The following is an 11,931-nucleotide window of genomic DNA, read 5'->3' as shown; positions in this document are numbered from 1 at the left end:
GCCGGCCGGTCCCCCTCCTCGCGCGGCGGTGTCAGCAGCCGCCGCAGTTGTAGTAGGTGACGTCCCAGTGGTTGCTCTCCAGGAAGTAGATGTTCCCGGAGCCGGACTGCCACTTGTTGCCACCGATGTAGGCGAAGTTGCCGCGGATGTAGTTGCCGACGCAGCTGTAGAGGCTGTAGTCGAGCTTGTAGCCGTTCCAGTGGCTGTAGGTGCCGCTCGCGTGGCCGGTCTCGGTGCCGCCGGTGATGTTCAACGCGCAACCGCTGGCGCTCTTGAGGGTCACCGCGCCCTGCACCGTGGTCAGGTTGATCTGCGAGAACGACGTGCAGGTCGGGTTGTTGCGGTCGCTGCAACCGCCGCTGGAGGACCACGTGATGCCGGCGGCGCGGAAGCGGGCGGCGGCGTCGGCGTGGGTCAGCTTCGTGACCAGCGCGGTGACCGGCGTCTCGGCGGCGGGGTGGAAGACGGTGTCCTGGACGGCTTCGGCGGGCGCCGCCGAGGCCGTGGTCGCGCCGGTGATGGTGAGCAGTGCCGTGGCGACGGCCACGAGGGCGGCGCGGAATCGACCGGTACGCATGGGAACTGTCCTTTCGACGGGCAGCCCTCGTCGGACCCGGGGTGACCGGGCCGGTGCAGGGGTGCGGCAGGGTCGACGGCCAGCTTAGGAGCCGGCGGGTTACCGCACAGCGGCCAAGTGGGAGATTTTCTGACTGGCTGACCGTGGTATGCGGTGGCCGTCCGCCGGGCCGCTCGCCTTTGTCATCGCCCGGCACGGCCGCTGCCGCGGCGAAATCGGCCGGCGGGATCCGGCGGTTCGATCTACCGTGTTCCGGTCCGCGTGTGCGGTGTGGTCCACGAGGAGGAGTGAGATGCGGCGACTCGACGGTGTGCTCCGGTCAGACGCCCCTTCCCACACCCCCGAGGACCGTCATCTCCACTCGAACCCTCAACCTGGGCGTGCTCGCGCACGTCGACGCCGGTAAGACCAGCCTCACCGAACGGCTGCTGTTCGACCACGGGAGGATCCCGCGGCTGGGCAGCGTCGACGGCGGTGACACCCAGACCGACAGCGGCGAGCTGGAACGCCGTCGCGGCATCACCATCCGCTCCGCCGTGGCGTGGTTCGCGCTGGGTGATCTCCAGGTGAACCTGGTGGACACGCCGGGGCACCCCGATTTCATCGCCGAGGTCGAACGCGCCCTGTCCGTGCTCGACGGCGCCGTGCTGGTCATCTCGGCGGTCGAGGGCGTGCAGGCGCAGACCAGGGTGCTGATGAGGTCGCTGCGGCGGCTGCGCCTGCCGACGCTGATCTTCGTCAACAAGGTGGACCGGATGGGCGCGCGGCAGGACGACCTGCTCGCCGAGATCCGCCGCAGGCTCACACCGGCCGTCGTGCCGGTGGCGCGGGTCGAGCGGCTCGGCACGCGGGACGCCACCGTGTTCGCCCGGTCGTTCGCCGACCGCGCGTTCGCCGCCGAGGTGGCCGAGGTCCTCGCCGACCACGACCTCTCGCTCCTCGGCCGGCTCGTCGACGGCGAACCGCCCGACGACGTCGCGGGCCTGCTGCGCGACCAGACGTGCCGCGGGGTGGTGCACCCGGTGTTCTTCGGCTCGGCGATGTCGGGCGCGGGGACGGCGGAGCTCGCCGACGGGGTGCGGAGGTTCCTCGCGCCGCGCCCGGCGTCGTCCGAGGGCCTGCGCGGCACGGTGTTCGCCGTCGAGCGCACCGGCAAGGGGGAGAAGGTCGCCTACCTGCGCCTGTTCTCCGGGACCCTGCACGGTCGGCAGCGGGTGGCGTTGCGGCGGCGCGACGGCTCGGGTGCGGTCGAGGAGCACCAGGGGCGCATCGCCGGGCTGGAGGTCGTCGGCGGCGGGTCCGGACCGCTCACCGCGGGTGACATCGGCAAGCTGCGGGGTCTGCCGGGGGTGCGCGTGGGTGACCGGTTGGGCACGGACGACGACGAGCCGGGGTCGCACTTCTCGCCGCCGATCCTGGAGTCGGTCGTGCGACCCGAGCGGCCCGGCCGTGCCGCCGAGTTGCACGCCGCGCTCACCCGGCTGGCCGACGAGGATCCGCTGATCCGCACGCGAGCGGCCGGTGGCGCGACGTCGGTGCTGCTCTACGGCGCGGTGCAGCGGGAGGTGATCGCGGATCGGCTCGACCGCGAGTACGGCATCAAGGCGGTGTTCGAGCAGGTCCGGCCGGTGTACTTCGAGCGGCCGGTGGGCCGGGGCGAGGCCGTGCACGAGTTCGACCCGCGTGGCCCGAACGACTTCTGGCAGACGGTGGGGGTGCGCGTCGAGCCGCTGCCGCCGGGGACCGGCACCACGTTCACCAGGCAGGCTCAGCTCGGCCTGCTGCCGAAGGCCTACCACCGGGCCATCGAGGAGGCGGTGCGGACGACGCTCCAGCAGGGCCTGCACGGGTGGGAGGTGACCGACTGCGCGGTCACCGTCACGCGGGTCGGCTGCCTGGCGCCGAACACGGTCGCCGCCGACTTCCGGCACCTCACGCCGATCGTGCTGCTGCGGGCGTTGCGGCGGGCGGGCAGCGCGGTCCACGAGCCCGGTTACCGGGTGGAGGTGGAGGTGCCGGACGACGCGCTGAGCGCGGTGACGGGTCTGCTGCTCTCGCTGGGCGCCGACCTCGGACCGGCGGTGGCGTCCGGCTCGGCGTGGCTGGTGCCGGGTGGCATCCCGGCCCGGTCGCTGCACGACCTGGCCGCCGCGCTGCCCGGCCTGACCCGCGGCGAGGGGAGCATCTGGCACGAGCCGGGGCCGGCCCGGGTGGTCAGGGGGCAGCCGCCGACCAGGGCCAGGACGGACGGCAACCCGCTGGACCACGACGAGTACCTGCGGTTCCTGTCGAACCGGAACCTGGCCACCCGGTGACCGGCCGGGCTGCACCGACTGGGCTGCACCGACTGCGCTGCACCGACTGGCCAGAGCGGCTGGGCGGCACCGGCTCGGCTGCACCGGGTGGGCTACACCGGTTGGGTCGCCGGGCGTTCGAAGATCAGCTCCAGCCCGTCCTCGTCGTCCCACTGCTCGCCGACCTCGACGAACCCGAAGCCCGCGATGGTGGCCAGGGACGCCTCGTTGTCCGGGCCGATCGTCGCCCGCACGGTCCGGACGCCGGGGTCGGCGGCGGCCCGGCGCAGCAGTTCCACCAACGCGGCCCTGGCGTAGCCGCGCCGCCGGAACGCCGGGTCGACGGAGTAGCCGATCTCGACCATGCCCGCGGCGTCCGGCGGACCGTGGAACCCGGCGTGCCCGACCACCACGTCGCCGACCGCTTCACCGTCCACCGCGCCCTCGTCCACCACGGCGAGCCGCGCCATCCACCGGGCGTTGCCGGGGTCGGCGGCGATCTGGTCCAGCCGGTACCGCCACAGCCACCGCGCCCGGTCGGTCAGGAAGTACTCGGTGAGCGCGACCTCGGCCGCGGTCAGGTCACCGTCGAGCAGGGCGGCCATGACGCGGCCGTCCAGCTCGACGAAACGCACGTCATCCGCTGTCACGGTGCGCATGGTCGTTGCCGCCGGCGTCGCCGTCCACCGGATTTCCCGGGTCCGACGGGTGCCCGCCGGACCGACCGCCACCGTCCCGGCGGGTCCACGGCCACGTCATCAACGCCCACACCACCAGCACGGACGCGCTCTCCGGCACCAGGTACCACGGCCAGTCACCCAGCAGGTCGAGCACGGACGCGGTCGGCGGTTTGCGGTTGAGGTAGCCGTAGTTCGAGCCGAGCGCCGCGTTGAGCGCGAACATCGCCGCCGCCCACGCCACCGTGATCAGCACCGCCAGCCGGTAGCCGCGCCAGTCGGGCCGCAGCCCCAGGCCCCAGGTCAGGTAGACGGCCGCCCAGACGACGAACAGGTGCGTGGCCCAGAACAGCAGGAACCCGAGGTCGGGGAAGTCGACCCGCAGCACGGGCGTCACCAGGGCCTGGACGCTCAACGTCAGCCCCCAGTAGTAGGTGAGCGCGCAGGCCCACCGGCGTTGCGTCCACAACGCCCAGGCGGCGATCGGGCCCGCCAGGTCGGACAGTTGCAGCGGCAGCGAGTGCTGGACGTCCCAGCGCGGCGGCAGCATCAGGTAGGTGTGGATGCCGACCTGGAGCAACAGCACCACGGCGGCGAACGCGCGGGAGAAGCGACGTGACGGCCGCGTGCGGCCCAGCGCCACCACGACCGCGGCTCCCACCGCGAACAGACCCAGCACGACCCAGTGCGAGGGGCCGTACGGGGTGAAGTCGGGCTCGTACGCCACACGGTGGGCTACCCGGGTGACGGTCCGTCGATACGCCGACGGTCGGTGTTCAGCCGGGGCGGCGCTCGCCGGGTGTGGTCGGCGCACTCACCAGGTCGAGTGTCGGCACCACGGTGAGCAACCGGTCGACCTCGGTGAGCTGGAGCGGGCGGACCACCGACCGGCGGTTCGCCACGACCGCGAACCCGACGCCCGCCGCGACCGCGCGGTGGTGGGCGTCGAGCAGCGCCGCGATGCCGAGCGAACCGAGGATGGTCACCTCGGTCAGGTCCGCCACCAGCACCGGCGGCCGCCGTTCGAGCTGGGCGTGCAACTCGGCGCGGATCAGGTCGACACCCGCCAGGTCGACCTCGCCGGTGACACGGGTGACCGCGAAGCCGCGGACCTCGATCGTGTCGACGGCGAGTTCATCGGCCTGCCAATGCCGATCGGTCATGGACGCGCTCCCTCGGGATGGGTTTGTGTGACCGTGGCGTCGTCCCGGTCCGGCTCGGCGTTACGCCCGGCGTGAGCGGGGAACCCGGATCACGACGACGCCACGAGGCCGTCGAGGCCGTCGACGCCGTGAGGAGGGACGCGTGAGCTCGTACCCCCGTGACCACGAGCCCGACCCGCCGGACCCGTCGGTGCCGGATCCCGTGCCGCGCCGGCCGCAGCCGACCGGGCCCGAGCCGATACCGCCGAAGCCGCTGCCCCCGCCGGTGCCACCCACCTCGGGTACCTGATCCGTGGCCGACATCGGGGTCATGACCTGGGTGGTCACCATCGGCGTCGTCCTCGCGCTGCTCGCGGTGGACCTGGTGCAGGCGGTGGTGCGGCCGCACCGGGTCGGGATCGGTGAGGCGACCGCCTGGTCGGTGTTCTACGTGCTGTTCGCGGTGCTGTTCGGCGTGTGGTTCACGATGGCGCACGGCGGGGAGGCGGGGACCGAGTACTTCGTCGGGTACCTGGTGGAGAAGAGCCTGTCGGTCGACAACCTGTTCGTGTTCGTGATCATCATGTCGACGTTCTCCGTGCCGGAGGACCACCAGCACAAGGTGCTGACGTTCGGCATCGTGCTCGCGCTGGCCTTGCGCGGGGTGTTCATCGCGGTGGGCGCGACCCTGCTGGCGTTGTTCTCGTTCGTGTTCCTGGTGTTCGGGCTGTTGTTGATCTACACGGCCGTGCAGCTGTTCCGGCACCGGGACGAGGATCCCGACGTCGAGGACAACGTCGTGGTCAAGACCGCGCGCCGGGTGCTGCCGGTCGCCGACGACTACGACGGCGGCAAGCTGTTCACCCGCGACGGGGGCAGGCCGATGGCCACGCCGCTGTTCGTGGTGCTGCTCGCGATCGGCAGCATCGACGTGCTGTTCGCGCTGGACTCCATCCCGGCGGTGTTCGGGATCACGTCGGAGCCCTACGTCGTGTTCGTCGCGAACGCGTTCGCGCTGCTGGGGTTGCGGGCCTTGTTCTTCCTGGTCAAGGGGTTGCTGGACCGGTTGGTGTACCTGTCGACGGGGTTGTCGCTGATCCTGGCGTTCATCGGGGTGAAGCTGATCCTCCAGTGGGTGCACAAGGACGTGGACGCCCGCGTGCCGGAGGTGCCGACGTTGGTCAGCCTCGCGGTGATCGTGGTGGTGTTGTCGGTGGTGACCGTGGCGAGCCTGGTCAAGACGCGGCGTGACCCGTCGGTGAAGGCACGTCCGGGTTCGTTGCGGGCCCGTCGTGCCAGGGCGGAGGGCGGCTCGGGCGCCGAACGGCCGCAGCCACGTCGCGGGGAACCGACGTGACCTTGCCACCCCGCGCGTGTCCTACGTCCGGAACGCGCGTGTCCTACGTTCGGAACAGTCGAGTTGAACGTCCAGAACGGTGCCGGGCGTTCTGAGTGTTGAACTCGGGGTACGCGAACGTAGGACTCTCGCGTTCTGAACGTAGGACTCTCGCGTTCTGGAGGTAGGACACGCGTGTTCTGGAGGTAGGACACGCGCGGGGGTGGGGGTGTTAGCGGGTCAGGAGGTGGCGGAGGGCCTTGACGACGTCGCCGGGTGCCTCTTCGGCCATGAAGTGGCCGGACGAGACGGTGTGGTGCTCCAGGTCCGGTGCCCACTCGCGCCACCGGGCGGCGGCGTCGAAGCCGAGGGCGGCGCCCCAGTCCTGTTGCAGCACGGTCACCGGCATCCGCAGCCGGTTCCCGGCCTCGCGGTCGGCCCGGTCGTGGTCGACGTCCACGGTGGCGGAGGCGCGGTAGTCGGCGACGATCGAGGGGACCGCCTCGCGTGACGCCTTCAGGTAGGCGGCGCGGACGTCGGCCGGGATCGCGGCCGGGTCGGTGCCCCAGAGGTCGAGGAAGTGGCCGAAGAACGCGTCCGCCGAGGCGCTGATCATGGTCTCGGGCAGGCCGGGCGGCTGCGCCATCAGGTAGAGGTGGAAGCCGACGGCGGCGGTGGTGCCGTGCAGCACGTCCCACATGTCGAGGGTCGGCAGGACGTCCAGCGACGCCAGGTGGGTGACCACGTCCGGGTGGTCGAGCCCGGCGCGGATGGCGACCAGCGCGCCCCGGTCGTGCCCGGCGAGCGCGAAGCGGTCGTGCCCGAGGGCACGGGCGAGGGTGACGACGTCGGCGGCCATCGTGCGCTTGGCGTAGGTCTGCCCGTCGACGTCGACCGGCTTGTCGCTGTCGCCGTAACCGCGCAGGTCGGGGCAGATGACGGTGTGGTCGGCGGCCAGGTCGGCGGCGACGTGCCGCCACATCAGGTGGGTCTGGGGGAAGCCGTGGAGCAGCACGACGGGGCTGCCCGAGCCGCCCACGGCGACGTTGAGCGCGACGCCGTCGGCGACGGTGACGCGCTGCTGGGTGAACGAGGCGATCTTCATGTTCGGCTCCCGGTCGATCGGTCGGTCGAAGGGGTGTTGGTGGGTTCGTCGACAACTGTGCGTCGTGCCGATCAGCGTTCGGTCAGCCGTCGATCAGCGGTCTGGTCAGCGGTCTGACCAGCGGTCTGATCAGCGTCGACTCGGTCGGCCGGTGGGTGGGGCGTCGGATACGTTGTCGGCGATGGTGCGTTTCGGGGTGTTGGGGCCGTTGGAGGCCGTGGACGAGCGCGGGCCGGTGGACCTCAAGGGACCGCGCCACCGGGCCGTGCTGGCACGGCTGCTGGTCGCCAACGGCCGGGTCGTGCCGGTCACGCGGCTGATCGACGACCTCTGGGACGACGCGCCGGACGGGGCGCTCGGCGCCGTGCAGACGTTCGTGGGCGCGTTGCGCAAGGCACTCGAACCGGATCGCCCGCCCCGGACGCCCGCCCGGCTCCTGGTCACCGCACCGCCCGGCTACGCACTGCGGGCGGAGGACGTGGACGCCCGGCGGTTCGAGGACGCCGTCGCGTCGTCGGCCCGGTCGCACGCCGCCGGCCGGCCCGCGGACGCCTACGCGCTGCTGGGCGAGGCGCTGGCACTCTGGCGCGGCCCCGCGTACGCCGAGTTCGCCGACCAACCCTGGGCCCGCGCCGAGGCGACCCGGCTGGACGAGATGCGGCTGCTGGCGGTCGAACGGCGGGCCGAGGCGGCGTTGGCGCTGGGCAAGGCCGCCGAGACGGCGCCGGAGCTGGGGGCGCACGTCGCCGCGCACCCGCTGCGCGAGGACGGCCGGAGGCTGCTCGCCCTCGCGCTCTACCGGACGGGCAGGCAGGGCGAGGCGTTGGCGACGCTGCGCGAGGCCCGTGAGTCGCTGCGCACCGAACTCGGCGTCGACCCCGGCCCCGCCCTGCGCCGGCTGGAGTCCGACATCCTCGCCCACGCCCCGGACCTGACCACCGGCTCGGACACCGCGGCACCGCCCGCCACACCCGCGCCGGACCCGCGGCCCGTCCCGTTCGTCGGCCGCGCGGACGAGTTGGCCGAGTTGGCGCGGGCAGCCGCGACGGCGGCAGCGGCGGGGCGGCCGAGGTTGGCTCTGGTGTCCGGGGTCGCGGGCGCGGGCAAGACGGCGCTGGCCGCGGCGCTGACCGAACGACTCGCCGCCGCCGGCTGGACGACCGCGTGGGGCACGTGCCCCGAACTGCGCGGCGCGCCCGCCGCCTGGCCGTGGACGCAGATGCGCGACGCCCTCGCCGCCGACCACCAGCCACTACCCACCCTCGGCACCGCCGCCGCCGACACCGCTGGCCCCGCCGCCGGCCCCGCCGCCGCCGACACCCCCGCCGCCGCCGACACCCCCGCCGCCGCCGACACCCCCGCCGCCGCGACCCCCGCCGCTACCACCGCTGTGACCCCCGCCGCGACGCCCGCTGACACCGCGACCGTCGAGGACCCCGTCGCGGCGCGGTTTCACCGGCACCGGGCCATTGGTGCCTACCTGGCCGCGGTCGCCGCGCGTCGCCCGGTGCTGCTGGTCTTCGATGACGTGCACTGGGCCGACGAGGAGACCCTCGCCCTGCTGACCTCGTTGGCCGCCGACCGCGACACCGGGCCGGTGCTGATCGTCGCCACCTACCGCTCCACCGAGATCCCCGCCGCGTTGACCGGAGCCCTCGGCCGGGCCGCCCGCGTCGAACCGACCCGCGTCTACCTGGGCGGGCTGACCGAACCGGGGGTGCGGGAACTGGTCGAGGCCATCGCGGACCGCGAGCCGACGGCCGCCGACGTCCGCGCGATCCACACCCGCAGCGGCGGCAACCCGTTCTTCGTCCGCGAGCTCACCCGGCTCTGGGAGACCGACCCGGCCCTGCGCACCGTGCCCGCCGGCGTCCGGGACGTGATCCGCCACCGCCTCACCCAGCTCACCGAGACCACCCGCACCCACCTGCGGCAAGCGTCGGTCCTCGGTCAGGACGTCGACCTGGACGTGCTGATCCCGCTCACCGGGGACGACGAGGACGCCGTGCTGGACTCGGTCGAGTCGGCGCTGCTCGCCGGCTTCCTGGTGGAACCGGACGCCGACCGCCTGCGGTTCGCCCACGCGCTGGTCCGCGAAACCCTGTACGACGACATCACCCGCACCCGCCGGGCCCGGTGGCACGCCGCGGCCGCCGACGTCGTCGAGCGGGCGCACCCCGACGACGTCGAGGCCATCGCCCACCACCTCCTGCGCGCCGGGAGCCGGGCCACCGCCGCACGCACCGCGCACTACGCCCGTGCCGCCGCCGAACGGGCCGAGCGCCGGTTCGCGCCCCACCAGGCCGCGGCGCTGTGGCGGGAGGCGCTCGACCGCTCACCAACCACCGAACCGACGGCACGCCTGGAGGCCGTGATGGGCCTGGTGCGGTCGCTGGCGGTGACCGGCGACCTGGAGCAGGCCCGGCGGTACCGGGCGGAGGCGGCCACCGAGGCGGTCGGCGACCCGGTGCTGACCGCGCGCACGATCGGCTCCTTCGACGTCCCCGCGATCTGGACCACCAACGACGACGAAGCCCTGTCCGCCCGCCTCACCAGCGCGGCCGAACGAACCCTGACCCTCCTCCCGCCAGGCCACGAGGCCGAACGCGCGCGCCTGCTGATCACCATCGCCATGGAACGGCGCGCCGACCCCGGCCACAGGGGCATGGAGGCGGCCCGGGAAGCGGAGGCGATCGCCCGCGACCTGGACGACCCGTCGTTGCTCGCGTTGGCGCTCAACGGCCGCTTCCTCCAGACGTGCCACCGGGCGGGCCTCGCGCCCGACCGGGCCCGGATCGGTGACGACCTGCTCGACCTGGCCGCGCGCCACGGCCTGGTGACGTTCGAGGTGCTCGGCCACCTGATCGGGCTCCAGGCCCGCGCCGCGCTCGCCGACCTGGCCGCCGCCGACCGGCACGCGGCCGAGGCCGACGCGCTCGCCGAGCGCCACGACCTGCCGCTGGTCGGCGTCTTCACCGCCTGGTACGCCGCGCTGCGACTGGCGGTGTCCGGTCGGCGGGACGAGGCCGAGGCCGCCTACCGCGCCGCCGCGTCCCGGCTCGCCAGCGCCGGCATGCCCGGCGTGGAACGCGGGATGCTCCCGTTGGCCCTGCTGAGCCTCGGCGTGGTCGAGGACGGCGACTGGGGTCCGCACGAGCCGTGGGCACGCCCCGTCGTGCTGCTGGCACGGGGCAAGCGCGCCGAAGCCCTCGCCGCCACCGTGCCCGATCCGCCGCACGACCTGCTCCTCGAAGCCAGGACGTGCCTGCACGCCGTGATCGCCGTCGAAGCAGGCGACCGGCCTGCGGCGGAACGCCTCTACGCCCGCCTGCTCCCGGCGGCCGGAGAACTCGCCGGCGCGGGCAGCGGTCTGATCTCCTTCGGCCCCACCGCGCACCACCTCGGCAACCTCGCCACCGTCCTGGGACGCCACGAAGAGGCCGCGGCGCACCACCGCCGGGCCGAGGAGATCGCCGACCGGCTGAACACTCCACAGTGGACCGTCCCGCGCGTCACCTAGTGCGCGGTCGCAGGGTCGCCTTGGGTGAACATCCCGATCTCACGCACCTCGGACCGCCATACGTTCGCCTGGTGACCGGAAAACGATTCGTGCGCGGCCTGGCCCTGCTCACCGGCGCCGCCCTGGCGGCCACCGCCCCGACCGCGACCGCCTCGCCGGAGGCCTTGCGGTTCCACCTGCCCGCACCCACCGGACCCCACGCCGTGGGCATCACCGAGCTCCACCTCGTCGACCACGCCCGCGCCGATCCCTGGCTGCCGACCCGGACCCGGGAGCTGATGGTCACCGTCCGCTACCCGACCTCGTCCCGTGGCGGCGCACGGGCGCCGTTCCTGCCGCCCGCGGTAGCCGAAGCAGTGGCCAGGTCCGACGCCGCGGCCCTGCGCATCGACCCGGCCGAACTGGACTACGGCTTCGCCACCCACTCGATCCCGGACGCGCCCGCCCTGCCCGGTCGACGGCCCGTCGTGCTGTACTCGCCCGGCCGCGGCAACCCGCGCGCCCTCGGCACCGGCCTGCTGGAACAGCTGGCGAGCGAGGGGTACGTGGTCGTCGCCATCGACCACACCCACGAACCCCTGGCCGTGCAGTTCCCCGACGGACGGGTCGCACCGCGATCGGTCCCGTCGCCGCTCACCGTCGAGGTCAACAAGAAACTGGTGGCGACGCGCGTCCAGGACACGAGCTTCGTGCTCGACCGACTCGAAACCCTGACCAGGGGCGGAAACCCGGATGCCGGCCACCTGCCGCCGGGCCTGCGCCGGTCGCTCGACCTCACCCGGGTCGGCATAGCCGGCCACTCCGCGGGAGGCTTCACCGCGGGCGAGGCCATGGTGTCCGACCGGCGGATCGACGCGGGCGCGAACCTCGACGGCAGCATGGCCTACGCCCAGTCCACGCGCGACTTCGGCCGCGTCGCCGACGAAGGCCTGGACCGGCCGTTCCTGCTGATGAGCGCGGGCGACCACAGCTCGGCGTCGGACGCGTCGTGGCAGGAGTTCCTGGCCAACCACCGCGCCTGGGTCCGCCAACCGCACCTGTCGGACGGCGAGCACTCCTCGTTCACCGACCACCAGTCCCTGGTGCCGCAGCTGGCCGACCACCTCGGCCTGGACCCGGCGGTGACGGCGCCCGTCGTCGGCACGGTCGACCCGGCCCGCAGCACCGCAGCCCAGCGCGCCCACCTGACCGCGTTCTTCGACGTGCACCTGCGCCACCGGCCGAGCCACCTGTTCGACGGCCTGTCCGCGCGGTACCCCGAGGTGCGGCCCCTCGGCTGA

Annotated in this window: 10 protein-coding genes; 5 read left to right on the top strand and 5 right to left on the bottom strand. The window is 73.5% G+C overall.

Annotation, left to right across the window (positions count from 1 at the left end; all coding sequences use genetic code 11):
• Positions 1 to 31 precede the first annotated feature (31 nt).
• The gene (locus tag ACYVLT_RS26830; RefSeq protein ID WP_461122981.1) at positions 32 to 577 is read right to left on the bottom strand and encodes a hypothetical protein; all 546 of its coding nucleotides are present in this window, start codon (positions 575 to 577) and stop codon (positions 32 to 34) included.
• A gap of 308 nt (positions 578 to 885) precedes the next feature.
• Here ACYVLT_RS26830 and ACYVLT_RS26825 point away from each other — a divergent pair, with 308 nt between their 5' ends.
• On the top strand, positions 886 to 2,892 hold the full coding sequence (locus tag ACYVLT_RS26825; protein ID WP_461123058.1) for a GTP-binding protein: 2,007 nt from the start codon (positions 886 to 888) through the stop codon (positions 2,890 to 2,892).
• Positions 2,893 to 2,984: 92 nt separating this feature from the next.
• Here the strand turns inward: ACYVLT_RS26825 and ACYVLT_RS26820 are convergent, their stop codons facing one another.
• Genes ACYVLT_RS26820 through ACYVLT_RS26810 form a run of 3 tightly spaced genes read right to left on the bottom strand, consistent with a single transcriptional unit; the run spans position 2,985 to position 4,711 of the window.
• Positions 2,985 to 3,530: a GNAT family N-acetyltransferase gene (locus ACYVLT_RS26820; protein WP_461122980.1), complete on the bottom strand. Its 546-nt coding sequence runs from the start codon at positions 3,528 to 3,530 to the stop codon at positions 2,985 to 2,987.
• Complete coding sequence (locus tag ACYVLT_RS26815; protein ID WP_461122979.1) at positions 3,508 to 4,275, bottom strand: YwaF family protein; 768 nt, start codon at positions 4,273 to 4,275, stop codon at positions 3,508 to 3,510. Before ACYVLT_RS26815 ends, ACYVLT_RS26820 begins: the two co-directional genes overlap by 23 nt.
• A 49-nt stretch (positions 4,276 to 4,324) precedes the next feature.
• Complete coding sequence (locus tag ACYVLT_RS26810) at positions 4,325 to 4,711, bottom strand: STAS domain-containing protein (RefSeq protein ID WP_461122978.1); 387 nt, start codon at positions 4,709 to 4,711, stop codon at positions 4,325 to 4,327.
• Between the two features lie 142 nt (positions 4,712 to 4,853).
• On the opposite strand from ACYVLT_RS26810, the gene ACYVLT_RS26805 reads away from it, so the two are divergent.
• Positions 4,854 to 5,000, top strand: coding sequence for a hypothetical protein (locus ACYVLT_RS26805; RefSeq protein ID WP_461122977.1), 147 nt, complete (start codon positions 4,854 to 4,856; stop codon positions 4,998 to 5,000).
• A gap of 21 nt (positions 5,001 to 5,021) precedes the next feature.
• Positions 5,022 to 6,047, top strand: a complete 1,026-nt coding sequence (locus ACYVLT_RS26800) for a TerC family protein (protein ID WP_461122976.1) — start codon at positions 5,022 to 5,024, stop codon at positions 6,045 to 6,047.
• 211 nt (positions 6,048 to 6,258) lie between these two features.
• Here the strand turns inward: ACYVLT_RS26800 and ACYVLT_RS26795 are convergent, their stop codons facing one another.
• Positions 6,259 to 7,131: an alpha/beta fold hydrolase gene (locus ACYVLT_RS26795; RefSeq protein ID WP_461122975.1), complete on the bottom strand. Its 873-nt coding sequence runs from the start codon at positions 7,129 to 7,131 to the stop codon at positions 6,259 to 6,261.
• 181 nt (positions 7,132 to 7,312) lie between these two features.
• On the opposite strand from ACYVLT_RS26795, the gene ACYVLT_RS26790 reads away from it, so the two are divergent.
• Both ACYVLT_RS26790 and ACYVLT_RS26785 read left to right on the top strand, forming a co-directional pair.
• On the top strand, positions 7,313 to 10,651 hold the full coding sequence (locus tag ACYVLT_RS26790) for a BTAD domain-containing putative transcriptional regulator (RefSeq protein WP_461122974.1): 3,339 nt from the start codon (positions 7,313 to 7,315) through the stop codon (positions 10,649 to 10,651).
• 71 nt (positions 10,652 to 10,722) lie between these two features.
• Positions 10,723 to 11,931, top strand: a complete 1,209-nt coding sequence (locus tag ACYVLT_RS26785) for an alpha/beta hydrolase family protein (protein WP_461122973.1) — start codon at positions 10,723 to 10,725, stop codon at positions 11,929 to 11,931.

The sequence above is a fragment of the Saccharothrix stipae genome (genome assembly GCF_054781895.1).
Note: the sequence above shows the minus strand (reverse complement) of the source record. Positions and strands in the feature narration are given on the sequence as shown.